27 protein-coding genes are annotated in these 23,287 nt (G+C 69.6%); 3 read left to right on the forward strand and 24 right to left on the reverse strand.

Annotation, left to right across the window (positions count from 1 at the left end; translation table 11 throughout):
• Positions 1-129 precede the first annotated feature (129 nt).
• Positions 130-540, reverse strand: coding sequence for a hypothetical protein (locus ACWDR4_RS46725; RefSeq protein ID WP_450417881.1), 411 nt, complete (start codon positions 538-540; stop codon positions 130-132).
• A 100-nt stretch (positions 541-640) separates the two neighbouring features.
• On the opposite strand from ACWDR4_RS46725, the gene ACWDR4_RS46730 reads away from it, so the two are divergent.
• Positions 641-1,087 (forward strand): hypothetical protein, encoded by a 447-nt coding sequence (locus tag ACWDR4_RS46730; protein ID WP_450417883.1) that lies wholly within the window; start codon positions 641-643, stop codon positions 1,085-1,087.
• Between the two features lie 735 nt (positions 1,088-1,822).
• Here ACWDR4_RS46730 and ACWDR4_RS46735 read toward each other — a convergent pair.
• From ACWDR4_RS46735 to mobF, 4 genes are all read right to left on the reverse strand, one after another.
• A complete protein-coding gene (locus ACWDR4_RS46735; protein ID WP_450417885.1) occupies positions 1,823-2,146 on the reverse strand; it encodes a DUF6221 family protein in 324 nt (107 codons plus the stop codon).
• A gap of 3 nt (positions 2,147-2,149) precedes the next feature.
• Positions 2,150-2,941, reverse strand: a complete 792-nt coding sequence (istB, locus tag ACWDR4_RS46740; RefSeq protein WP_450417886.1) for an IS21-like element helper ATPase IstB — start codon at positions 2,939-2,941, stop codon at positions 2,150-2,152.
• Positions 2,938-4,587, reverse strand: coding sequence for an IS21 family transposase (gene istA, locus ACWDR4_RS46745; RefSeq protein ID WP_450417920.1), 1,650 nt, complete (start codon positions 4,585-4,587; stop codon positions 2,938-2,940). The genes istB and istA overlap by 4 nt, the downstream gene beginning before the upstream one ends.
• A 463-nt stretch (positions 4,588-5,050) precedes the next feature.
• Positions 5,051-6,985: a MobF family relaxase gene (gene mobF / locus ACWDR4_RS46750; protein WP_450417887.1), complete on the reverse strand. Its 1,935-nt coding sequence runs from the start codon at positions 6,983-6,985 to the stop codon at positions 5,051-5,053.
• A 289-nt stretch (positions 6,986-7,274) separates the two neighbouring features.
• Here mobF and ACWDR4_RS46755 point away from each other — a divergent pair, with 289 nt between their 5' ends.
• Positions 7,275-7,571 (forward strand): hypothetical protein, encoded by a 297-nt coding sequence (locus ACWDR4_RS46755; RefSeq protein ID WP_450417888.1) that lies wholly within the window; start codon positions 7,275-7,277, stop codon positions 7,569-7,571.
• Positions 7,572-7,823: 252 nt separating this feature from the next.
• Here ACWDR4_RS46755 and ACWDR4_RS46760 read toward each other — a convergent pair whose 3' ends face one another.
• From ACWDR4_RS46760 to ACWDR4_RS46775, 4 genes are all read right to left on the reverse strand, one after another.
• Positions 7,824-8,948, reverse strand: coding sequence for a ParB/RepB/Spo0J family partition protein (locus ACWDR4_RS46760; protein ID WP_450417890.1), 1,125 nt, complete (start codon positions 8,946-8,948; stop codon positions 7,824-7,826).
• Positions 8,945-10,213, reverse strand: a complete 1,269-nt coding sequence (locus ACWDR4_RS46765; RefSeq protein WP_450417892.1) for a ParA family protein — start codon at positions 10,211-10,213, stop codon at positions 8,945-8,947. The genes ACWDR4_RS46760 and ACWDR4_RS46765 overlap by 4 nt, the downstream gene beginning before the upstream one ends.
• Positions 10,214-10,561: 348 nt before the next feature.
• A complete protein-coding gene (locus ACWDR4_RS46770; protein ID WP_450417894.1) occupies positions 10,562-13,012 on the reverse strand; it encodes a tetratricopeptide repeat protein in 2,451 nt (816 codons plus the stop codon).
• Between the two features lie 278 nt (positions 13,013-13,290).
• Entirely contained in the window at positions 13,291-14,247 is a 957-nt protein-coding gene (locus ACWDR4_RS46775; protein ID WP_450417895.1) for a hypothetical protein, read from the reverse strand.
• Positions 14,248-14,459: 212 nt separating this feature from the next.
• Here ACWDR4_RS46775 and ACWDR4_RS46780 point away from each other — a divergent pair, with 212 nt between their 5' ends.
• Positions 14,460-14,987 (forward strand): hypothetical protein, encoded by a 528-nt coding sequence (locus tag ACWDR4_RS46780; RefSeq protein ID WP_450417896.1) that lies wholly within the window; start codon positions 14,460-14,462, stop codon positions 14,985-14,987.
• 90 nt (positions 14,988-15,077) lie between these two features.
• On the opposite strand, the gene ACWDR4_RS46785 is transcribed toward ACWDR4_RS46780, so the two are convergent.
• From ACWDR4_RS46785 to ACWDR4_RS46855, 15 genes are all read right to left on the reverse strand, one after another.
• Complete coding sequence (locus tag ACWDR4_RS46785) at positions 15,078-15,788, reverse strand: hypothetical protein (RefSeq protein ID WP_450417897.1); 711 nt, start codon at positions 15,786-15,788, stop codon at positions 15,078-15,080.
• 101 nt (positions 15,789-15,889) lie between these two features.
• Complete coding sequence (locus tag ACWDR4_RS46790) at positions 15,890-16,141, reverse strand: hypothetical protein (RefSeq protein ID WP_450417921.1); 252 nt, start codon at positions 16,139-16,141, stop codon at positions 15,890-15,892.
• A gap of 701 nt (positions 16,142-16,842) precedes the next feature.
• Positions 16,843-17,703, reverse strand: coding sequence for an Lsr2 family DNA-binding protein (locus tag ACWDR4_RS46795; RefSeq protein WP_450417899.1), 861 nt, complete (start codon positions 17,701-17,703; stop codon positions 16,843-16,845).
• Positions 17,700-17,876, reverse strand: a complete 177-nt coding sequence (locus tag ACWDR4_RS46800; protein WP_450417901.1) for a hypothetical protein — start codon at positions 17,874-17,876, stop codon at positions 17,700-17,702. Before ACWDR4_RS46800 ends, ACWDR4_RS46795 begins: the two co-directional genes overlap by 4 nt.
• A gap of 19 nt (positions 17,877-17,895) precedes the next feature.
• Complete coding sequence (locus ACWDR4_RS46805; RefSeq protein ID WP_450417902.1) at positions 17,896-18,183, reverse strand: hypothetical protein; 288 nt, start codon at positions 18,181-18,183, stop codon at positions 17,896-17,898.
• On the reverse strand, positions 18,180-18,620 hold the full coding sequence (locus tag ACWDR4_RS46810) for a hypothetical protein (protein ID WP_450417903.1): 441 nt from the start codon (positions 18,618-18,620) through the stop codon (positions 18,180-18,182). Before ACWDR4_RS46810 ends, ACWDR4_RS46805 begins: the two co-directional genes overlap by 4 nt.
• On the reverse strand, positions 18,617-19,294 hold the full coding sequence (locus ACWDR4_RS46815) for a GGDEF domain-containing protein (RefSeq protein WP_450417905.1): 678 nt from the start codon (positions 19,292-19,294) through the stop codon (positions 18,617-18,619). The genes ACWDR4_RS46810 and ACWDR4_RS46815 overlap by 4 nt, the downstream gene beginning before the upstream one ends.
• A 91-nt stretch (positions 19,295-19,385) precedes the next feature.
• Positions 19,386-19,691: a hypothetical protein gene (locus ACWDR4_RS46820; RefSeq protein WP_450417907.1), complete on the reverse strand. Its 306-nt coding sequence runs from the start codon at positions 19,689-19,691 to the stop codon at positions 19,386-19,388.
• 99 nt (positions 19,692-19,790) lie between these two features.
• On the reverse strand, positions 19,791-20,108 hold the full coding sequence (locus ACWDR4_RS46825) for a hypothetical protein (RefSeq protein ID WP_450417909.1): 318 nt from the start codon (positions 20,106-20,108) through the stop codon (positions 19,791-19,793).
• Positions 20,109-20,117: 9 nt separating this feature from the next.
• On the reverse strand, positions 20,118-20,318 hold the full coding sequence (locus ACWDR4_RS46830; protein WP_450417911.1) for a hypothetical protein: 201 nt from the start codon (positions 20,316-20,318) through the stop codon (positions 20,118-20,120).
• On the reverse strand, positions 20,315-20,806 hold the full coding sequence (locus tag ACWDR4_RS46835) for an AAA family ATPase (protein WP_450417913.1): 492 nt from the start codon (positions 20,804-20,806) through the stop codon (positions 20,315-20,317). Before ACWDR4_RS46835 ends, ACWDR4_RS46830 begins: the two co-directional genes overlap by 4 nt.
• Positions 20,807-21,001: 195 nt before the next feature.
• Entirely contained in the window at positions 21,002-21,289 is a 288-nt protein-coding gene (locus ACWDR4_RS46840) for a hypothetical protein (RefSeq protein ID WP_450417914.1), read from the reverse strand.
• On the reverse strand, positions 21,286-22,290 hold the full coding sequence (locus ACWDR4_RS46845; RefSeq protein WP_450417916.1) for an AAA family ATPase: 1,005 nt from the start codon (positions 22,288-22,290) through the stop codon (positions 21,286-21,288). The genes ACWDR4_RS46840 and ACWDR4_RS46845 overlap by 4 nt, the downstream gene beginning before the upstream one ends.
• Positions 22,287-22,634 (reverse strand): hypothetical protein, encoded by a 348-nt coding sequence (locus tag ACWDR4_RS46850; RefSeq protein WP_450417917.1) that lies wholly within the window; start codon positions 22,632-22,634, stop codon positions 22,287-22,289. The genes ACWDR4_RS46845 and ACWDR4_RS46850 overlap by 4 nt, the downstream gene beginning before the upstream one ends.
• Positions 22,631-23,287: hypothetical protein (locus ACWDR4_RS46855; protein WP_450417918.1), on the reverse strand; the 657-nt coding region annotated here is incomplete at its 5' end. The genes ACWDR4_RS46850 and ACWDR4_RS46855, both read right to left, overlap by 4 nt.

A 23,287-nucleotide genomic window follows, 5' to 3' on the forward strand; every position in this document is an offset into this window, starting at 1 on the left:
ACGTGCTGAGCCCGTTGGCGCGCAGGGCGACCCTGCGCACCTCCCGATCGCGCATCGCCGCGACCACCTGAATCTCGGCACGCGTCCGCTCGGCTCCCAGGTTTGGAGCGAGGGAGAGATCTCCGGACCTTATCCACAGGGGAACGGCCTGAGCATCGGGTTCGTCGCCGTGATCGGCACGGCGACGAACCCGTTGATGAGACCCCTATGCCGTACCAGATTCCGCCCCGCACGCCGCTGACCCCCGAGCAGGTGGAGCTCGCCTTCGACTACGTCCTGGCGCTGCAGAAGGGCGGCGAGGACGCCGGTGCAGCCGTAGACCGCATGGCCGTCGCCGATCGAGGTCAACTGTCCTTCGCCCTGCTGCGGCTGGCGGAAGACGTCATCTTCCCCGTCACGGCCGTGACGGACGACGCCGACCCGTGTGGTGACTCCTTCGCCCTGAACGAGGTCGGGTGCGTCCTGCTGTCCGCGCTGCGGGACTGGGGAGCGCGTGCCGCCCGCGCGGGTGGCAGTACGCCATTCAGAGTGCTTCGGCATGCGGCCAAGCCCGGCGCGGGCAATCGTTATGCAGCGCCAGCGGGCTACCGACCACGTCTGCCACGAAGAAACGATCCATCGCTCAACGAGAGGCTGTCTCATGGCTTCAGACTGGGTGGTCGCAGCCGCCGCTCTCATCGCAGGAGCATCAGGCGGTTTCGGCTCGTTCATCACCAGCCGAACAACGAAAGGTGTCGCCCAGCAGCGAGCTGAAGCGGAGCTGGAGCAACTGAAGGAAACGTCGGACCGCCAGCATGCGGCTGATCGGTGGGAGCGCTTCGCCGCCTTCCAGATGCACAAACGCGCCGTATACAGCCCCTTGCTGGAAGCAGGACAGACAGCCTCTTACGGCTCTGCCGCTGGCGTCCCGAACGACTGGTCGAAACAGATCGCCCGGGCACTGGTCATCGCAGAAGGCCCGCTGAGAGAAGAATTGTTGACGCTGAGGGACGCCGAGCTCCCACTGGGCAAGGATCCACTTGAGAGCCTCATTCGGGCGATCCAGACCGACGTGGATAAGGAGCTGACCCCCAGCGCACAACCATGATCGATCTTCGCGCTACTTCCTGCTGGCCATCGCGATGTCGTGCGCTCCCGGGACGTCGTGCATCGCGGCGACGATGGACGCACCGTCATGCGCACCAGCGCGGCGGCCGGGAGCGAACGTCATCGCCGGTGCGCGCACCGGTGCGCGCGATGCGCTTCATCGCCGGGTGCCGTGCGCACCACGTCATTCGGTTCATCCCCGGCGGCGCCCGCAGTGGCTGTGATGGTTTCTCTGGGAGGCGTTTGTTGGTGACTTTGGGAGTCATCCGGCACTTCGTTTGATGGTCAACATCGATGAGATTTGATGTCGCACAGGTGTGCGGATGCCGGGTGCGGACGGTGGCGTAATTGAGTCGTTTCGCGTAACAGTTCCCGATTGTGGGGAGTCGGTCCGGCGGTATGGCCCTAGGTTGGAGTCAGCCCTCCCGCTTCCTCGGAAGCGTCAGAGAGGGTCTATCCCGCAGCAGAGTGAGCCTGCGGCGCACCCAGGAGCGCCGGGCTTGCCTTCCTCTCCCGCGGAAGCCGCCGACAGCCCGGCCTGTCCCTCGGGGCATCTTCGAGGCCGGGCTGGACCACGCCCCCGGCTGCCTGGAGGGAGTGCTCCAGTGGCCTATTTGGGGGGGATGGCCACCTGGACGGGGCACGCGGCCGCCGGCTCGAATGGCGGCCGCCGCCCGTTCACCCGGCTCCGGACCGCCCTCCACATCACATTTGTGCTGTTCCGCCAAGAGACCGGTCAGGGATACCAGTTGTCCCGCCAGTCGGGATGCAGCTCGAAGGGCTGTGCGAGGGCCTTCATGCTCGCGAAGGCGAGGATCGAGTCCAGGGGCCAGCACGGGCCCCCTTCCGCCTCCTGCTTGATCCGCTGCTCGCAGCGCCGAAAGAGGACCCGGAGGGTGTCGATCCGGTCGAGTATCCGGGCGGGGCAGGGGCAAGCGCAGCTGACGTGCCCGGTCCTGTGTGAGTCCGGGCAGTCGAGTTCGTGGAAGAGGGCGGCGTCGCGTGTCTCTTCGTCCAGCCGGTCGTGGAAGAACGACACCAGGTCGGTGAGGGTGTCCATGGTTCAGCCGGCGGCGCGTTCGGCCTGGGCCTTCGTCTGGGCCAGGCGGTAGGAGTCGGTGCCGGTCTCGATGATGTTGCCGCCGAAGGTGAGGCGGTCGACGATCGCGGAGCAGAGCCGGGGATCGGTGAAGGTCTTCGTCCATCCGCCGAACGACTCGTTCGAAGCGATCGCCACAGAATTCTTTTCCTCACGCTCCGTCAGAACTTGGAAGAGGAGTTCGGCGCCGCGGCGGTCGAGTTCCATGTAGCCGAGCTCGTCGATGCACAAAAGATCGACGCGGCCGTAGCGGGCGATGGTCTTGGCCAGCACCTTGTCGTCGGCGGCCTCGACCAGCTCGTTGACCAGCTTGGTCGCCAGGACGTACTTCACCCGGTAGCCCTTCATCGCGGCCTCCGTGCCCAGCGATATCAGCAGATGGGACTTGCCCGTGCCGGAGTCGCCGATCAGGCAGAGCGGATGCCCCTTGCGGACCCACTCGCAGGTGGCGAGGGTGTTGATGGTCGCGGCGTCGATGCTGGAGTTCGCGTCGTAGTCGAAGGCCCGCAGCGACTTCTCCCGCGGGAACCCGGCCGCCTTGATACGCCGCTCGGAACGCCGCCGGGCCCGGTCGTCGCACTCGGCCAGCAGCAGCTCGGCCAGGAAACCCCGGTAGGACATCTGCTCGTGGGACGCGGACTCGGCGAGGTCGGGGAACTGGCCCCGGATCGTGGGCAGCCGCAGCATCCGGCACGCCTGGTCGATCGCGGTGGTCGCGGCTTCCTCGGTCAGCCCCCGGTTGCGTTTGGCGTTCATGTCGCTTCTCCCTCGCTCGGAGCACTCCCGCCACGGCGTCGCAGCAGCTGGTCATAGGCCGCCACCGAGGGCAGCGGCCGGGTGTCGGGCGGCAGATGGGCCAGCCGCCAGTCGGTCAGGAAGGTGACCGTCGCCCCTGCCGGTCCCTCCGGCCCCTGATCCGGCGGGGCGGCCGGCACCGCCTGACCGTGCGCGTCACCGTCGGCGATCTTCCGGGCCTCCAGCGCGACCGCGTCCGCGGTCAGCGCGCCGGCCCGCAGCGCGGACGCGAGCCCGGCGACCAGATGTTCATGGTTCATGTGCCGGGCCAGCAGCAGCACCTCGATCAGGGCCTTGGTGCCCTCCCGGTCGCCGTGGGCCGCCCGGGCCGCCGCCAGCCAGGCGTCATGCACGGGCGTGAACTTCCCCGCCGCGCGGGCCTGTTCCAGCGCGGTCGAGCCGGGGAACGCGCCCGGCTTGCGGACCAGGGCCTCCAGGTAGTGGTCCAGGACCAGGCGTGCACCGCCCTGGGTGCTGAGCCGCTCGTGCCGGGCGACTTCCCGCCCGTCGTCGAAGACAATCAGCTCGGAGGCGTGCAGCAGCACCCGCAGCGTCTTGCCGATCAGCCTCACCGGCACCGAGTACCGGTTGGTGCGGACGGTGATCTGCCCGTAGCGGTCGACCCGCGGCGTGAACCAGCGGCCCGTCTCGAACGGCTCGTCGGGCAGCGGCTTCAGCCGGGGCCGTTCGATGGCGAAGTACTCGCCGATCGTCTTCGGCCGTGCCCGGATGCGCCGGCGCTCGTCCTGCAGGTCCCACTCGTCGACCATCTCGTTCAGCTCGGCGAAAGTGGCGACCTCGGGGACCGGGACGAAGTGGTTGCGGCGGAAGTAGCCGATCTGGCCCTCGACCCCGCCCTTCTCGTGGGCGCCCTCGATGCCCGGACGGCAGTAGAAACTCTCGATGCCCCAGTGCGACCGGAAGGCGATCCACCGCTCGGGTTCCGTGCGCTGCCGCGAGAACCCCAGGATCTGGGCGACCGCCGCCTTCAGGTTGTCGTAACGCACCTTGCCCCGAGGCACCCCGCCCAGCACGTCCAGCGCGTGCACGTGGCCTTCGAAGAACGCCTCCTGGCCGCAGGAGGCGGACACCCGGTGCACCGCCTTGCCCGAGAACGACAGCCGCAGCGAGAACAGATAACAGCGGGTGGGCACCCCCGCCAGCACGATGTGGACATCGCCGAAGTCGACCTCCGCCTCGTCCCCGGGAATGTGGGTCTGCGGGACGAACACCTCCTCCGGCCCGCGGCCGGCCTCCCACCGGACCTCCTTGCGCCGCACCGCGACGTAGCCACGGACCATCTGATAGGAGATCCCGTCCGCCCCGTGCTCGTCCAGCAGCCGGTCGAAGATCCGCTTCACGGTGTGCTTCTGCTTCGCCGGCGCGTCCAGGTCCGCCTCCAGCATCCCGTCGATCACCAGCTTGTAGGGATCCAACCGGCTCGCCCGCGGCGTCTGCTGCTTGCGCGGCTCGGGCCAGTGCGAGTCCAGTGCCCTGCGGATCGTCCGCCAGGTCACCCCGTACTTGCGCTCCAGAGCGCGCATCGACAGACCAGCACGATGGTCACGGCGGATCGCCGCGTACAACTCGACCTTGCTCGCCGACATGCGCATCCGGGCCCCCAGCGGGAGAAGCACACCGATCGTCCCACCACAAGGCCCCAACTGCCTTCAAAACTGGGGAACATCACCCCTCACGACACCAAACCGCCTCCCACACCCACCAACAAACGCCTCCCCAACTCACGTACATAGCCACCGCAGTGACGCACGGGCTGCCACGGCGGGTTCGGCTACCCGCTTGGGTACTGCCGCGTCCGGCGGCGGCGCGACGGCGGCTTCGGAGGCGGGTAGGCCGCCTGGCGCCGCCGGATCTCCTCCACGAGGTGCTTGAGCTGTCGCAGTCGCTCCGGCGAGAGCTCCAGCCGGGTCGGGTCCATCACGAGGCCTCCGTGCTCAAGGTGTTGGTCCCCGCACCCTCGCCGCCGCCCGCCGCTCGCGTCCCGACGACTGGCCCCGCGACTTCGTCCCCCGTCCCGCAGGACGGATCCCACCGACCTGCTCCTGGCGGTCACAGCCGCGGACCCGGTCCACGGCCCTGTCCGTGCTCGGGGCCGGGCTGCTGGTGCTGCTGGCTGCTCGGGTCGGCGGCCGGGGCATCCTGCGCACTCGGTGCACTGTCGGCGGCGGCCTGGTCCGCACGCTCATTGGCGTCCTTGCGCAGCGCAGCGAGCCGCTGCCCGGCGCGACCGAGGCGGCTGATCTGGTCGGCGGTCAGCTCCAGGGCTTCCAGGTCGGTGCGCAGCGCGGCGACGTCGACGACAGGCTCGGCCTTCTTCCGTACGGACGTCTCCTCCTGGCCGAAGAGGAGCAGTTGCTCGGGCATCGCCGCCTGCTGGTGCGCGAAGACGTCGTACGGGTCGCGGCCCGTACGGCGGGCGGTGCGCAGCCGGGCACTCAGGACGGTGCTGGCGATGACGGCGCGGTCGTGGCGCAGCGGCACGCGCGGGATGTCCCACTCCCCCGGCTCCACGGGCAGGAGCGGCCCGGCCGGGTCGGCGGGCGGCTCGCGGTCGGCGTCGTGGTCGGGAGCGGCGGCAGGTCGGCGCCGCGCGGGTGGTGGGCCGGGGGGTGCCCACCGGGCGGTGTAGAGGCGGTAGTCCGGGCTGCGGCCGCGCTCGGTGCGGGCCTCGGTGATGTCGGTGCAGTGCGCGGTGAGCGCGGCGTCCACGATCGTCGCGTCCAGGCCGGGTTCGCGGCGTTGGCCGCGCTGGACGAGGGCGAGGTGACGGCGGGCTTCGGCGAGCAGGTGGCGGCGGTGGAAGTAGCCGTCCTTGTGCATCACGAACACGGTGGCGGTGACGGCGGCGGCAGCCAGGCCGACGTCGACGACGGCGGCGACCCGGGCCCGGATCGCCCGGGCTGCCGTGCGGGCGCGCTCGAGGAGGGAGTCGATGAGGTCGGCGCCGGCCGCGAGGAAGGCCCGCGCGCTGTCCCGCCAGTCCGCGCGCAGCTGCACGAGGGAGCGGGGCTTCGGCTTCGCGGGGCGGGTCTTGCGGGCGGCGATCCGGTTCAGTCGCGCCCTCGCCCGCTCGGAGACTACGGGCGCGAACTTCAGGTTGCCGTCGTCGTCGGTGGCGGTGACGTACTCGTGCTCCAGCTCGGTGAGGCAGGCGGCGATCTGCTCGCCGCGGCGGGCAGTCCAGCGGATCAGTTCGTGCGGGACGCCGGCGACTTCCATGACCGGGCGCCGCCCGGCGGTGACCGTACGCGGCTCGGAGGCCAGCCCCAGCGCCTCGCACGCCTCCATCATCACGACTTCGTTGTAGAGCGCGGACGCGGCGACGGCCGACTCCAGCAGGGCCTCGGAGTGCACCGCGCCCCAGACACCGTCTGGACGCAGGCCCCGAAGGGACAGAAGGAGATGGTCGTGCAGCAGCGGCATTCCGGATCGGGCCTCGTAGTGGCGGAAGCGGGCGGCTGCCAGGCCGTGCGCGGGACGGGTGCGGTGGGGGCCGCCAGCTCCGTACCGGATGACGGCGGCGTTGTCCTCGATCCAGGCGAGCACCACGGCGATGGCCCGCTCGTGCGCGGCCTCGATCGCCTTCCGCGTCACCTCATCCCCGAGCGCCCACAGCAACTGCAAGGTCGCCTGCGGCCGGAACACGAGATCGGCACCGGTGACCTTCACCCGCCGACCGAGCGCACCGGCCCGGCGTGCGGCCTTGGGCGTCTTCCCTGCTGCCAGCTGCTCGGCTACGAGCCGTTCGGCGTCCGGGTGCCGGCCTTCGCCGTACAGGGAACGCAGCTGTGCCTCGGTCACCTCCTGACCGAGCGCGAGACCGACGGCGGGCAGGCCTCGCCCTATCCATCTGCCGACCGGAACTCCGGCGTCCTGTTGCGCCTTCCGAAGTGGCTTGCGGCCCGGTCGGCGGCCGTCGCCAACGAGGACCTGGCGCAAGTAGTAGCGGTACATCTGCCCGGCGGTGATCAGCGCTATATCCATCACGCAGACCACGCCACACGGCCCTGACCTGCAAGAAAAGGACGATCAGTGTTCCCTCCCGCCAGGCGGGAGCAACGGCCGAACTTTCTTCCCGGGGGCCCGTCAGACGGGAAGCAGCCTCCGGCCGGCCAGCCAGTGTCAACGCTCTCCGGATCATCACCTCACCCCACCACCGGCACCCACCAACACCACCCCGACGGCCACCCAGCACCGCCCCTCCCTCACCCCCCGACCACCCCGCAGCCCCCGGCAACCGCCGGGGGCTGCGTCGTGCTGCCTGGAGAACACCGTGCCCACCTACGAGACACTCCCCCGGTTTACCGCCGACCTCCAGCACCTCACCCCCGCCCAGCGCCAACGCTTCCGTCGCGTCGTCCTGGACGCCTTCGTGCCCGATCTGCGGTCCGGCCGCCAGTTCCGCCCCGGGTTACGGATCAAGCGTGTCCAGCGCGCACCCGGCGTCTTCGAACTCACCTGGGCTGGCAACGGCCGCGCCACCTGGCAGTACGGCCCGGAGATAGTCACCGGGGTCCCGCACATCGTCTGGCGCCGTATCGGCACCCACGATGTTCTGGGCGGGCCCTGACCCCGTCCGCCATGAGCCCGGGCAGCCGACCAAGACTCTTTCCTCAGGCCTCGGCTTGCCGCGTAGCTGTCGTCGAAGGCAGCCCGCAAGTTGTCCAGGGAGCGGGCAAGTTCAGCCCACGGATCTCGCACACCACGACAGTAGACATATGCGTCTGATGGCGTTGTGGATTTCTGGGCCAGTCAAGGGTCGGTGACCGCAGCGGGGCCAGCTTGCCGGTTCGGAGACTGGCCCCGCACTGCGTTGATGCAGTTACTTGGTGGCGGCCTGCTTTTCGAAGGACTTCACGAGCTCAACAAGTCGGGCAGGGTCGCGTTCCAGTCCTTTGACACTCAAGAACCGAATGAGGTCGAAGAAGGCGTCATCCGCCATCTTCGAGTCCAGGAGCATGGCGAGGGAGCCGGGCTGGTCGTACGGCAGCCTGCGGACTGGCCGTTCCCCGTCGGTGCTGTTCTCGGCAACGGCCGGTGCCGAGGAGTCTGTCCGGGGCTCCGGTACCGCCTGCGCGAGTGCTCGGTCGTCAGCGGCCTGCCCTGTCTGCTCACTCGATGGTGAGCTGTTCGGCGCGTCGTCTCCTATTACGTCGTAATAGGAATCGGAGTTCGCGGTCTCCCGGGCCGCAGGCTCAGTGCTTCTTCCTGGCTTCCTTCGGCCGCTCTCCTTCTTCAGCGCTTCCTTGCGGGCTCGCTCCTCCTTCAGGTCCTTGAGCGCGGTCTCCTGCTCTGCAGCCGGCTTGTTTCCCACCGCTCGCAGCAGGTCGATGGGCTCTTCGCCGATCCTGGCCTGGAGTTCGGGTGTGAGGTTGAGCAGGGCAAGGCGTTGTGAGACCCACCCCTGGGAACGGTGGAGCCGCTTGGCCAGGGCAGTCTGGCTGCCGTGGATCGCCAGGAGGCGTTGGAGCGCTCGGGCTTCGTCGAGCTCTTCGAGGTCTTGGCGGTGGATGTTGGCAACGAGGGCGGATTCGAGGAGTTCCTCGGAAGTAGTGCCCTGGTCGTCGCTGACCATGATCTTGACGGTGTTGAGCTGTGCTTCGCGTGCGGCGGCGAGGCGGCTGCTGCCGTCGACGACGACGTGGGTGGTGTCGGGTTCGAGGTCACCCTCGCGCTCCGGGTTGGCCTTGATGTAGGCGTCGCGGTTCATGACCGTGATTGCCTGCTTCTGGCCGTGGGTCGTCAGGCTGCCTGCGAGGTCGGTGAGGTCGCCCAGGGTCGTGCGGGGATTGTCGGGGTTGAGGCTGATGCGGTGGACCGGGAGTTCGGTCGGCGCGGCGATGCCTTCGGTAGGCACGCCCGTAGCGGCGGCGACCGCCTGGCGGCGTGCACTGACGGCCTGGGTCCCGCCGAAGCGTCCGGCACCGAGCTTGTCGGCCTTGCTCATGAGATCTCCCGGGCCAGGGCGCGCATGCCGATGGCCTGCTGTGATTTCGGGGCATAGGACAGCAGGGGCTGTTTCATCCGGACGGCCTCCTTCTGTTCCTTGAGGTCGCCGATGAGTCCGACGACCCGTGGATCCTTTATGTCGACCCAGCCCTGGAGGGATGAGGTGGCGATGTAGCCGCGGCGGCCGTCGTAGAGGTTGACGACGATGCCCAGGTAGTCGATGTCGATCTGGAGGTCGCCGCGCAGGTCGTCGATCTGGTTGGTGAGGAGGCCGTACGCGTCGGCGGAGCTGTCTTCGGCCTGGACGACGATCAGGGCACCGGACTGGCCGGGCCTTTCACCGTCACGGCGGCGTCCGTAGTAAGCGGCGGCGTCCATGCTGAGGCCGAGGCTGGGCGGGCAGTCGACAAGGATGACGTCGTACTCGGCTTCAAGTGGAGCGAGGGCACGTTCCAGGGCGGCTTCACGGGCCCGCACTGCGGAGAGACGCACGTCGAGCAGGAATGCGTCGTTGCAGGCAGGCAGGAGGTGCAGCCGGCCGCCGAAGTTTTCGTCGTCGATGGAGACGATGAGGTCACGGAGGTCGCCCTTGGGATCGCCTGCCATGTGGTTGGTGAGGCTGTCCCCGTTCATCGGCAGGGGGTTGGCGCCCAGCTGGTTGGTGAGGTGGCACTGCGGGTCGAAGTCGACGAGCAGCACACGCAGTCCGGGGCCCGGGAGGTTCTCGATGTCGAGAGGGTCGTCTCCTGCCGACTCGGACTCATCGGATCGGGTTGCGCTTGCTCGAAGAGCCTTCGTGAGTGCCTTGGCGACGCGTACCGGGTGCAGAGTGTTGGAGTCTTCGGCCAGTGCCTCGCCGGCACCAGCGGTGATGGCTGTCTTTCCGACGCCACCCTTCTGGTTGCAGACGACCATGCGCCGGGTGATCGCCGGACGCTCGACGTGCGGGGCGGGGTTGGCGTCGAGCCACAACTGGACTGCCTGGGCCAGGCCCTGGGTGAAGGAGACGCTTCGGTCCGTGGCTACGCCTCGGAACGTCTCCCATTGGCCGTCGGGCAGGAAGGTGGAGAAGGATTCGGCGCCCGCGGTGTCGATCGTGGCGGGTGTGGAGGCCAGGTTGCACCAGTCGGCGATGCCCTGTTCCACGGCGGCCTGGATCTCGATGCCGTGTTGGGCGGCTCTGATTTTGAGGTTCTGCCGGAGCCGTCCCGGCAGCTTGGAGACGACCTTCTCGCGGTCGCCGGAGGTGGCTGGAGAACTCATGAAGGACACCTTACTAACGCCCATGATCCTTAGCAGCATCGACACGTTAGTTATGGGAACTTGTTGAGGCGTCAGTCTCCCTGAAGGGAGACCGCAACCTATTACGCGGTAATGGCTGTGGTGCCAGCACGCGCCTCGGTCGCCTGGCCGAGGCGTACCTGAGACGGGACAAGATCAGTGCGGGTGTCGCAAACTATGGCCCCGCTTGCGTTGCGCTATTACGCCGTAATAGCTGCCGGGGGAGGGGCCCGGATCGCTGAGGATGTCCGAAGCGATGTCTGTCCCATCTCCGTGCCGCCTCTCCCGTGCGCTCAACCGCCGCGGCGAAACGGTGTTGGCGGCAGTACGTCACGATCCGGTTGGTGGTTGCCCACGGCGCGGCTGGCGGTCTCGTCGGCGGCGTGCCGGGGGAGAGGCCGCCAGTACCGTCTCCAACTGCTGTCGGCTTGCCGCAGTGAGAGGGTGGTTGGGGCCGAGGATCCGGGTCCGGTCGTCGAGCGCTTGGCGAAGCAGGTCTACCGCCTGCGCATGGTCACCCATACCGCTCAAGGCAACGCCCAGGTTGTGGCGACTGGCCGCAGTACGAGGGTGATCGGGGCCGAGGAGCCGGATGCGGTCGTCGAGCGCTTGGCGAAGCAGGTCCACTGCCTGCGCATGGTCACCCATGCCGCTCAAGGCAACGCCCAGGTTGTGGCGACTGGCCGCAGTACGAGAGTGGTCAGGACCCAGAACACGGATACGGTCGCTGAGAGATCGACGGAGCAGGTCCACCGCCTGCGGATGGTCACCCATCGCGTTCAGGGCAGCGCCGAGATTGTCGAGGCTGGCCAGAGTGTCCGGGTGGTCGGGACCCAGGGTGCGGACGCGGTCGTTGAACCCCACGCGGTAGAGGTCAGCTGCTTGCCCGTACTCGCCCATCCCGTACAGGGCGGTGGCAAGGCTGTTGCCGCTGGTCAGGCTTTCGGGGTGGTCGCGGCCGAGCAGACGGATGCGGTCACTGAGGGTCTGGCGGTGCAGGTCCACTGCCTGCGCGTACTCGCCCAACGAGTACAGGGCAGCGGCGAGGTTGCCGCGGCTGGCCAGGGTGTCCGGGTGGTCGGGGCCCAGGACACGGGTCAGGGCGTCGAGCGTCTGCTGCTGCAGGGTGGCCGCTTGCCTATGCTCTCCGGAATCGTCCAAGGCCAGGGCAAGACGGTTTTGTCGCATCAAGGTGTCCGGGTGATCGGAGCCCAGAATCCGGGCGCGGTCGTCGAGGACTTCTTGGCGGAGGATGCGTTCCAGGGTGTGGTTGCCGGCGGCGCGCAGCACGTCGGCGAGGCTCTCAACAGCAGCCAGCGCGCCGGGGGAGGTCTCTGCGGTGCTGCGCTGCAGCAGGACAGACATGTGAGGAGCAAGAAGGCGGGCAGCGGGCCAGCCGGAGCGTCCGGCAGCCTCGATGTCCTGAACGGCTGTGATCAGCCGCAGGATGAGGGCCTGGTGCCAGCGCGCGAGATCGGTGGTCTCGGCAGCGAGAGAAAGTGCGCTGATCTCCCGGACAAGGGAATGCAGTACTACCTGAGCGGTGTCCTCATACGCCACTTCCAACTCATTGATGGTGGCGGGGTCCTGCAGGCCGAGAAGACCGAAGCGGTAGAGGCCCGCCAATGCGTCCTCCATACCGACGACCGTTGCTTCTCCTCCTGTCGCAGTGGCCAGCAACTCAGGGGTGATCAAGGACAGGGGGATGGGTGCCTGGGCCAGCAGAGCAAACATCCGCAGCAGCGGGCGAGCCAGCCTGAAGCCTTCCGCGTCCAGCTGGTCGAGGGAGACGTCCCAGGTGTGGCGGACAACCGTGCGCGCAACGTCCGGATCGGATGCGTCAGGGTGCTCGGCTCCCAACAAGTTGGACAACTCGGTGTCCAGGGCCTGGCGATATCGGTCGAAGGTCCGGTAGCGGCGGGTAGGGACAGCGAGATAGACACCGACAGCATGCAGAGCCAGCGGCAAACCGCCCAAGCGGGCCGCCAGCGCTTGTGCCTGTTCCTCCGTGCCGGCATGGGGAGCCAGATCCAGCAGTACCTGCCCCGCAGCCGACACGGCCAAGGGCTCCAACCTCAGCAGATCGGCACTCGCCCCCCAGGACTGTCCATCAGAATCTCGACTGGTCACGAGTAACAGACCTCCACCATGGGGACGGATCCAGCCCCGGTACCCCGCCACCCGCTCACCATCCGGGCCGACCGACTGCGGTTCGTCGACGTTGTCTATCACCACAAGCCACCGCTTCGAGCGCTCCAACTGCCGCCAGACCACGTCGGGCAGGCTCTCCTGCCCGGCCCGAGTTGACACCAGGTCTGTCTCCGGCAGCCCGCATCTCACCGCGGCCCGCGTCAACTGCTGGGCCAGATCCACAGGTCCGCGCCACGGCACCCAGAAGACTGCCTGGCCTGCCTCTTCAGCCTGGGCTGCGAGTTGCGCGGCCAACGTCGTCTTGCCCAGTCCGCCGGCTCCGCACACGACTGTGAATCGGCCCTGCGGGCGGCTCAACATTCGGGTCAACGTATTGAGTTCCGTGCCCCTGCCACGAACCCCGTTCACATGCGGGCGCACCAGGGACCCGTGCCGAGTTGCGGCCAACCGGTCCACCGGCGTAAGCGGCACCTCAGGCCCACCACCGTTCAGGCGCAGTCCCCAAAGCAGCAGTCCGACACTGATTGCCACCAGCAAGCCGAACAACGGCCAGACCACGTAGGCATGCGCGGCCCACTTCGGCACCGTCGAACTCGCGTAGTTGGTCACCAGTCCCAGCGCCGCTGCCATCAACGCGCCAGCGCCGGCTACCCCGGATCCGACCCACGCTCCCCGCCTGCGCGCCATGGCCGCCTCCACCGGTCAGCAACAACATGCCCCAACGCACGGATCGACAAGACAAGTTCGAAGCCGCGTACCGAGCGCACGATGCTCGTCCTCACCTGTTTCCAAGCGCCACCCGGCACCGCCCCATCCCGGTGCCCCGCATCGAGCGTCCCAGCCCGTTCGCACAGCGTGGAGCAACTCAAGCCGAAACAACCCCCGAATGCTCCTGCACGCCCCGTAGGTCAACGAGTTGGGACAACAAGAGGCCGCACCGGCGGGCGCACCGGCCAGCCTCGCCGGGCCGCCATCGGCCCCACCGTCCCGGTGACCCGGAAGTGGCCGCGTTTGGTGCGGGAGTAGATGACCCGTACGGCCTCGCGCAGCAGCTGGATGCTGTCGCGGGGGCTGGTGGCCACCTTGGTGGCGATCCCTTCGAGGAAGCCGGGGAAGTGGTGGCGGTCGGTGGGGTCGGCCATCCAGATGGCGAACTTGGGCTGCACGCTGGCTTCGACCAGGACGAGCCGCAGGACGTTGCTCTTGCCGATCTGTGCGGGGCCGAGGATGAGGCCGTGTTCCATGCCGGCGCCGGGGGTGTTGAGCCGCCAGTGGGCGGCAACTCCGTCGGCGCCTTCACCGATCCGGAAGCGGCCGGTGGCCGGGTCGTAGGTGGTGCCCTCGAACCGGAGTTGGTCGGGAAGGCCATCCGCGGGATCGGGTTCGGCGTCGATCTCGCGAAGGGTTTGCTCGAGATCGTTCTGGGCGTCGTCGGCGACAACCGGGATACCGCCCAGGGTCGCCATGGTGCTGGCGTACTGGCAATGGGCCAGCAGGTGCCGCCGGTTGCGGTCGTCGACGGCCGCGCCGGCGTCTAACACCATCTGGGCGGCCCGCTCGCACAAGTCGGCGGCACGGGCATCCTGGCGGGCTCGGCCGGGATGGTCTTTCTGACGTTCGGCGGCGGCCTGCTGGCAGGCACGGCCGGCAGCGCGGATCCGTTCGAAGTCGCCGTCGCATTCCAGGATCAGATTCTGGGCGTAGTTGATCTGAACGGCCACTTCGTGGGGCACGTTCTCCGGCGTGTCTTCGGCACCGATGTTCACGTCGGGTCCGCCGTCAGCCTCGTACAGCAGGCAGTTGGTGGCCAGCACCCACGCCTGGAAGGAGTCCTTGTCCTGCTGGTTCTTCCACTCACGCGCCATCGCGTTTCCCCTCATGGTGTGCCGCGCTGGCCGTGCCGGGACAGCCCGGCCAGCGCGGTGGGCGTGTTCTGTCGTGCACGATCAGTGAGCGTCCTGATCGTCGTGTGTGGGCGGGCCGTCGTCCAGATGGCCCGGGCGCCCGCCGGAGCAAGCCACCCGGGCGCGGTCGGGCGTCTTGAGCACGCGCGGCAGATGGACATGAAGCTGCTCGAGTGGCGGCCACGCGCCCGGAGTTCTCGGGCAAGGAGTTCAGTGAGCCCACTTGCCTCTTTCCGGACCAAGCGGATCTTGGCTGTCGCCGGGTCTGCTTGCCTCTGGTGCGCGGCGCCTTGATCAGTGAGTGTTTGCGCATGATGCTTCCGCCCGTTCAGAAGAAGACCGAGTTGATCGAGGTCGTCCGCATCACCGACCCGATAAGGCATCTCAGCGCCGCGAACTTGGTGGGTGACGATGTCGCGATCTGGGAGGCCGCTCAGGTCAGCAACGCCCTGACGTTGATCACCTCTGCTGCACACAGTGAGCTGCACCGCTGTTTCGTCCCGGGCTGGGGCATCCGTGCGCACAGCGCCACCGACCTGCTCTTCCAGATCGCCTTCTGCTTCCAGTGCCATGGCGCCCGCCTGTGGGGGCCGTACGTGCCCGCCGAGTTGGATGGGATCCACGGCTTTGATCCGGACAGTCCTCCGGCCCTTGAGCTGCTTCAACAATTCCGCAACTCCACGCCGGGCCGACGCGGTTGAGGGGCGCCACGCCTTCCCGGTCGACGCACCGATCGCAGGTGGCGGGACCGGGGCGGCCGAAGCCGGGATGGGCGGCCGCCCCGGCGGGGATCAGGCGGAGGCGGCCGCCTTCGTGGCGGCCGCTTTCTGCACTCCCAGGTGCTCCAGTTCGGTGTGGCGCTGCTGGACGTGTTCCTGGGCGATGGGGTCGGTCAGTAGTGTCTTGACCAGGTCGGCCTGGTACTCCATGCCGGCGAAGAACCCCTTGTGGAAGCGGCACTGGTCCTGGGCTTCGAGGCAGGCCTCGCAGTCCTCCCAGGACCGGTCGTCGTACGGTGCGGTCTCCAGGCCGGGACGTTCCTCGGACGGCAGGCGGGTGAAGTTGGTGTCGCGGGTGAACAGGTCCTCGCGCCAGGTCGCGGGCAGGTCGGCGAGGTAGTAGGCGAGCGCGGCCGCGGTCTGCGGGTAGTGGCTGTAGAGGGAGGCCCACAGCCGGTGGGCCTCGGTGGTCGGGTCGAAGCACGGCGGAACCTGGTCGGCGTCCCGGGCGTACGCCTGGGTCTTCTCGCGCCGCTCCTCCCAGGTGGTGGTGTCGATGCCGGCCTCCACGGCCGCGCCCAGGATCTGGGTGTCGTGGATGTACTCGGGGTGGAGCAGCTGCGTGGCGAGGTCCTCGGCTGCGACGACGTCGCGGCGGGCGAGTGCGGCCACGGCCTGGTCGGTGAGGTAGGCGTTGCGGCGGGTCCAGAAGTCGGCGTTGCAGTAGGCGCTGGCCAGCATCCGTAAGCGGAGCCGGGCGAGTTGGGTGGGGCTGTCCGTCATGAGGGTCTCCTTCGTGGGGTGTTGGCATCGGCGGACGCGTGGTGCTGTGGGGCGGCCGGAGCGGTGTCGACGGCCGCCCCACAGGTCCGGGGCGGGGTGGTTCAGCTGGTGGGGAGGCTCGGTGCGAGGAGGTCGTCGAACTGCTGAAGCTTGTCCTCGCGGGTGCCGGTGACGGTGGTGACCACGAGGAACTGGTCGCTGCCGAGGTCCATCACGACCTGGGCGTCGATGCCCTGGGCGCGCTGAGCAGCGGCGTACTCTTCCGCCGGCCACGACCCGCGGGGACTTCCGGCGGGGAAGCGCTCCAGCACGGTGCATTGCCCGGCGAGGGAGGTCCGGGATTGCGGGCTCACGTCGATCGCTTGGGTGACCTTCGGCCGGTGCTCGGGCCGGGTGGACTTGAGGACGGCACCGGTGAGGTCGGTCAGATCGATGTCCTCGAACAGATCGGTCAGGTCGGCGATGGTCTGGGGGTCCAGGACAGTGTCGGTGTCCGGGTGCCGGCTGTCCGGGTAGCGGTTCAGGGCGTCGGCGTGGTCGGCGAGCTGGTGGGCGCGGGCCGGGGTGATGTCGATGCTGTGGCAGTGCTCCAGGCCCGTGCCGAGGGCGCCGGTCGGGCTGATGTGGACGCGGATGCTCGCCTCCGGGCCGGGCTGTCCGGCGAGGCCGGTGAGGGCTTCGGCGAAGGCGTCGATCGCGGCGTTGCGGTCTGTCTCGGTCTGGGTGGCGTCCATGGCCGCGTCGTCGTCCTCCGGGCCGTCCAGTTCCGGTGCTCCCCACAGGATTTCGAGGGTGTCGGCCTGGAGGTGGAGGCCTCCGCCGGCGGTGTCCGGGAGGGTGAGGTGTCCGGTGACGCGCAGCAGGTCGCCTGGGCGGCACTCGGTGGCCAGCGCGTTCACGACTTCCGGGTCCTGGCTGGTGCAGGGGATGGTCACGTCGTCGACCAGCCGGTCGGTGGGGGAGCAGGTCAGCCTCCAGCACGCGGTGCCGTCCTGCTCGCCGAACACCACTTCGGCGGTGAGGTAGCCGTCGACGGCGAGGGGAATGGCGTCCATCAGTTGCCCGCCTCCGACGTCGTGGGGTTGGCGGCGGCGTACGCGTCCATGACCTTCTTGGCCGGGTTGCCCCGGTCGGCGACCTCGTAGCCGTTGGCCCGCGCCCAGGTCCGGATCGCGGCCAGCTGCTTCTTGCTGAGCTTGCCCTTGACGGCCGGGGCGGTGGCCGGGGCGGGCTTGCCGGTCTTGGCCTGCCTCAGTTCCTCCCTCGCGCGGGCGAGGTCGCGCTCCAGACGGTCGATGCGGCTTTCGGCTTCGGTGACGGCCTGTTCGGTGTCCCGGCGTACGGAGAGTTCGGCCAGGGCGGTGCGGGCCTTGGCGGCGAGAGCCTGTACGCCCTTCGTGGCGTGCTGCTCGCCCCAGACGAGCAGCGCCTCGATCCCCGTCTCGGACGCCGGGTGCCCGGCGTTGGCGGGGTCCGGCTCGGGGGAGCTGGTGCCGTCCGTCTGCCCGCCGTCGGTGTACTGGGTGTCGGTGTCCTGGGCGAGCGCGGCTTCCGTCTGCTGGACGGCGGCGGCGAGTTCGTCGTCGGACAGTCCGAGCGTGGTGCGGACGTCGTCGGGGCTGTCGCCGCTGGTGAGCATGTCGGCGGCGACCGAGGCGTAGGCGTTGGCGGTGGGGGCGGCGGCCTGGGTGGTCATGAGGTCTCCGGTGGTGGCGGTGTCGGGCAGGTGGGGGAGAAGCGTGGTGAGGGTGTCTTCGTCGGTGGGCGCCCCGATCGCGTCGAGGAGTTCGGCGAGGTCACCCTTGTCACGGGCGCGGTGTGCGGTGACACGGCACGCGGCCGCGAGCTCTTCCAGAGGACTGGGGCGGACCGGGCGGGATTCGGCGGCGAGGGCCTGCTGCCAGTCGTTGGTCATGCCGCCGCCCTCGGCTTCCGCAGCGCGAGCGCCAGGAGCTCGAGGTTGTGCTGTTGCTGGGCAGTGGTGAGTGGCCGGGGCTTCCCGGTGCCGCGCCGGCGCCAGTTCGGGTGCGCGGGCGGCTCGGGGTAGACGAGGGTGTGGTCGACGGCGTTGTGTGGGGTGCTGCTCATGGGAGCCTCCGGGGGAGGATCAGGCGTGGTCGTCGCCGTGGCCCTTGGACTTGGGCTTGGCGTCGGAGGCGAACCGCCCGAGGCGGGCCTCAACGGGGTTGGCGGTGATCCAGTCCTCGGCGCACGCCTTGTGCACGGGCTCTCCGGAGTGGGAGCGCATGGGCGTGGGCCAGCCGCACAGTGCGCAGGGGTGGTCCTGCCAGCGGTCGAAGTGCTGGTTGTCGCGCCAGTCGAGAAGTTCACCGGGAGCCGGGATCAGGCCCGGCTCGAACTGAGGCTTCTCCTTCTTGCGTCCCGTGCGCGTCACGGCCGGAAGCCGGGTAGTTGCTGGAACACGTGCGTCAGCAGGTCCGGCGTCGGCTTCCAGGCCGGGAGCGCGCCCGTGGCGGGCACGGGCAGGGCGAGCTCCTGGACGTCGGCGAGGACCAGGTGGTGCGCGCCGCGCCGCGCCCAGGGGCTCGTGCATTTCTCGGGCCCCTGGTCGGGGTGGCAGCCGGTGAGGCGGGCGATGCCGATGACCGCGCCCAGGTGCAGTTCGCGGCCGCGGATCGCGGAGGCGACCAGCGGGTCACGCAGGGCGGGGCGCTCCAGCTTCTGCCCGGCGTGAATCAGGATCCAGCCGCGCCATGGCCAGTGCACGGGCCGGTTCTCCGGGTTCTTCCCGGCGAGGATGCAGGTCGCCCAGGGCTGGCGGATCGTGATGCCGCGGACCCAGTCGCCCTCGGGCAGGGCGGCCACGCTCATGCGGCTCGCCCCCACAAAGCGGTGCCCGGGCGGCCGGCCCGTCGGCCGTTGGTGGACGCCACCGTCGCGTGTTCCTTGGTGGCGAGGTGCGCGCGGCCGGAGTGCTTGCCCTCGTAGAGGGCGGCATCGGCGGCCCGCTGCAGCTGCGACAGGTCGCGGACGCCGGTCGCGTCCGGCGTCGCGACGCCGACCGAGGCGGCGACGTCGACCGTGCGGCCGTCGTCCATGGTGACCGGCGTGTGCAGCATCCGCACCAGCTGCTCCAGGCGGTGCGCGCGGCGGTCGGCGGGCATCTCCAGGACCACGGCGAACTCATCGCCCCCGAGCCTGCCGACAGCAGCGTGCGGTCCCGCCCATGCGGTGAGCCGGGCGCCGAACGCGGCGAGGACGGCGTCGCCGGCCGCGTGCCCGAGGTTGTCGTTGATGTCCTTGAAGTGGTCGGCGTCGATCATGACCACGGCCACGTTGTCGCCGTGGCGGGCCAGGATCCGCCGGGCCCGGACGGTGTAGGCGTCGCGTCGCAACAGCCCGGTGAGCGGGTCGCGGCGGCTGGCCGCCAGGCGCCGGTGCAGCACGAGGGCGTGCACGGTCCAGCCGGTCAACGGCACGGCTGCGGCGGTCAGTAAGAGTGTGCGCGGGCCGATCCGGCCCTGTGTGCGCAGGACGGAGTCCATACTGAGGATCTCCCTCTCGTCTCGTACGGGATGGGTTGGGCCCGGGGCAGCCGTCGAAGCCGGCAAGCAGAGCGGCTGTCCCGGGGCGGAGCTACAGGTCGAAGTCGCCGTCGTCGGCGGCGCGGACCCAGCGGTACGGGTTGTTCCAGCGGTCGGCGGTCGCGGCGGGCCAGTCAAGCTCCCAGCCGGGGCGGTAGCCGCGGGCTCCCCAGCCGTCCGGCCGTTTGCCGGGGACCTCGAGTCCGGCCTCCTGTGCGGCGCGTGCCGCGTCGTAGACCTCGTGCGCGATCCGTACGGCGGCACTTCGGCTGTCGGCGGGGCCGGTGAAGACGTGCACACCGCTCAGTCCTGCGGCGGTGCTGATCGGGACGTCCACCTCGTAGTAGGGCAGGCCCATGACGTCCAACTCCCTTCGTTGTTGAGGGGCCACTGCGACCGCCCCGGCCCCGGCAGATGGCGGGGCCGGGGCGGCACAGAGTGCGCTCAACTCGCGGGGTCAGCGCGTGATTTCCAGCGCGTACCGCAGATGTGTACGCGCCCGGGCGAGCCGATCGCGCTGGTCGCTCCCGGTGAGGGTCAGCGCGTCGGTGAGCTCGCCGAGCGCGTAGTCCAGTTCTTCGCTGGCGCGCTTCAGGTGGTCGCGGTTGGCGGTGCAGAAGGCGTACATGCCGCGCTCCACGAGGTCGATGAAGGCGGTCGGGGTGATGTCGCCCGGCGACAGGTCCTCGTTGATGAGCGCGGCGAGGTCCGTGCTGAAGCAGGCGGTGAGCGCGGTGAACGTGTCGTGTGTGCTGGGCTGGGCGGTAGCGGCCATGTGGACTCCTCAGTGGTCGAGCCGGATGGTGATGGGCTGCCGGGGATCCCCGGCATGGGTGTGGACCGTGCGGCGGTGTGCGGCGAGGCCGGCGGCGCCGCCTTGGATGGGCAGGTGACAGGACGGGCAGCCGTGCCACCACTCGTCACAGGCCGGGAGTTCGGCCGGGGTAAGCGGGTGAGGGTGCGGGCCGGGTGCCGCCCTGCTCACAATCCAGCTCCCGCCGTGGCGAGCTCGGAGGCGAGGTGGACGGTGCCGAAGCCTTCGGCGAGCAGCTGCTCGCGGGTGGGCGTCAGCTCGTGGAGGTCGCGTACGACGTGCGCCGGGACGACCCGGTCGCGGGAGGCGTTCTGTGCCTCCACCATGGCGAGCGGGACGTCGAACAGGACGGCGATGGTGGGGCGTTGCCAGTAGCGGGCGCGGGCCAGCAGTCCGGCTCGCAGGTGCGGCTCGATGTTGGTGGAGTCGAGGATCGTGCGGAGGTTCCGGGCGAGCCGTGCGTCCAGGAGCAGGTTCTGGATCTCGGTGGCGACCGGGGTTGCGGTCTGGTCGGCCTCGGAGTCGGTGGCGGCCAGCCGGTAGAGATCGCGGTTGATGCGCCAGCTGGCCGGGTATCCGGCGGCGAAGGTCGACTTGCCGCAGCCGGGCGGGCCGACCAGGACGCACACGGTGCCGGCGGCCAGGTTCAGCGGTTGCATCGGCTTCCTTTCAGCGAGGGCGGACCCCGGCCGGAGTGGCCGGGGGTTGCCGGGTACTGCTCAGGTGACGGTGCCGCCGACCGTCTCGTGCTCGTGCGGGCAGTCGTCCGGCGCGCGGCGGATACGGCTGGCGGCACCGAGTGCGTCCTCGGTGCCGCTTCAAGGGGTGATGGGTACGGGACAGGTGGCGAGTTCCTACTGACGCGCGCCGGTGCCCCCGTCGAGATTCTTCTGGCGCCGGGCGAGAGTCAGGAGTTCGGCTCCGAGGTCCGGCGCGGACAGGATCGTGCTCAGGATCGAGGCGAGGCCGTCCCGCTCGATGGGGTTCAGCCGGTCCCACACGGCGTGCGCGTCGTTGTGGACACCGACGGCCTGGAGGTAGGCGTCCTCGGTGGTGACGGTGTGTTCGACGCCGCACCGGCCGCACCGGTAGATGGCCTGGTCCCAGCCGGAATCAGTACTGGTGGCGGGCTCGGTGGTCATCCGTGGACCGCCTCCATCGCCTGTGCCTCGAGGTCGGCGTGCCCCGCGGGGTCGTCCTCCTGACCACTGTTGGCGGCGTGGTCGTCGGCCTCCTGGTCGACGTCGTCGCACCCTCCGTGGACGGTGCAGACGATGTCGGGGTCCTGGTCGCGGTCGCCGGTGAGCGCACTCCACAGGTCGGTGACCGTGTAGGCCGGTGCCCATGCCTCGCCCTCGCATTCGTCTCCGAAGTCGAGGGCGAAGGGGCAGGGCAGCAGGACCTCGAAGCCGACGCTGCCTTCGTCGTCGATGTCCGTACGCAGGGCGAGGGTGAGGTACTGCTGGCCGATGCGGATCTCCGCGACGCGGTCGTCCCCGGCGAGGGTGGAACCGTCCTTCCACCGCCACAGCGGCAGGAGTTCGGGGCCGAAGAAGCGGCGGGGCAGGATCAGGTCGCCCAGACCGTCGCTACCGCCCGTGCCGAGCTCCCGGATCCGGATGTCGCTGATCTGGCTGAGGAAGGGCTCCAGCCGGTAGAGGGTGTCGGAGAAGAAGACCTCGTTGAAGCCTTCCGCCCGCAGGTTCGAGTGGGAGTGGGCCATGGCCCGGTGCTGGGCGGCGACCGTGTCCTCGGGAACGCTCCGGTTGGCGGGCCGGTCCTGCTGCCGCTCGATGCACACCGGCAGCGGGGTGGAGACGAGGACGGCGATGACCGGCATGCCGTGGCGTTTCGCGGTGTCGACCAGTGGAGCCCTGTCCTTGGCGTAGACGGACGTGGCGTCGACGACCGTGTTGAGCCTGCGGGCCATCCTGCGGTCCACGATCAGGTGCATCGCGTCGACGGCATCGGCGGTGGCCTCCTGCGCGCCGCAGTCGTCGGCCATGACGCCCCTCAGCCGGTCGAGGCTGACGACCTGGTGCTCCGGCCAGGTTCCGGCGAGCGTGGACTTACCAGCGCCGGATGCTCCGATCAGCACCAGGAGCGCGTTCGCGGGCAGGTCCGGGTAGAGAGGGGCGGTCATTCGGCTTCTCCTTGGGGGTCAAGGGCGCGGGCTGCCCAGATCAGGAGCTGCCCGGCGTTGTCGGTGATCAGGGCGGCGGCCTCGTGCAGCGGGCACGAGGCGTCGCCGTCGCGGTCGGGCTCGATCTGCTCAGCCCGGCGCGCGGCGGCGGTGACCAGCTGCGCGAGGGCCGGGATGAGTCCGCCGGGCGGGTCGGTGTCCTCGATGAGCTCGCGCAGGATCGCGGCGAGCTCCGCCTGGTCGACGTCGTCTGCTTTGAGGTCGTCCTCGATCTGCTGGAGGGCGAGCTGGGCGATGCCGACCGCTGCGCGGACGCGCTCCAGCCGGGTCCGTGCGGCCGTCACCGGCGGGACCGGGGGCGGGTGGTGAGCCAGGTGGTGACGGCGGCGGCGCCGGCGCCGATCGCGCGGTGCAGGGCCGCGTCCAGCTCCATCCACGCGCTGCCCGGGCCGGTCAGCTCCGAGGTGGCCTGGCCCTTGTCGTCGACGCGGGCGGCCTTGCAGTGCTCGATGTAGCCGGTCTTGCCGGTCTTCTTCGCCAGCCACAGCAGGAGCGCGCCGCGGTCGATCGCGGCGTGCGTCCCGGCGTTGACAACCGTGCCGGCGAGCAGCGCGCCAGGGGTGACGCGGTAGCCGAACGCCCGGGTGACCGCGATGGTCGCGGCGAGCTGTACGGCGGTGTAGGAGGCGACGTGGCAGGCCACCGCGCGCCTGCCGAGCTGACTCTCGGTCATGGTCGGGTGGGGGGAGTCCGGGTCGGCCGGGGTGCCGTCGGCGTAGACCAGGTCCTCGCCGTACAGGCGCTTGCGCGACGCGGTCTTCGAGCCCTGCACCCAGTGGTCGCAGAACGGGTGCAGCTCACCGAAGACGCTCAGCAAGGTGCCGAACAGGGCCAGGCGCTCGGTGGTGAGGGGCAGACGGGGCATGCTGGTGTTCTCCTGATCTCGCAAAGAGGTGAAGGGGAAGTCGGGGCGGCTGGCGCGGTGCGAGCGCGCCAG

This window comes from Streptomyces sp. NPDC000878 (assembly GCF_053599695.1).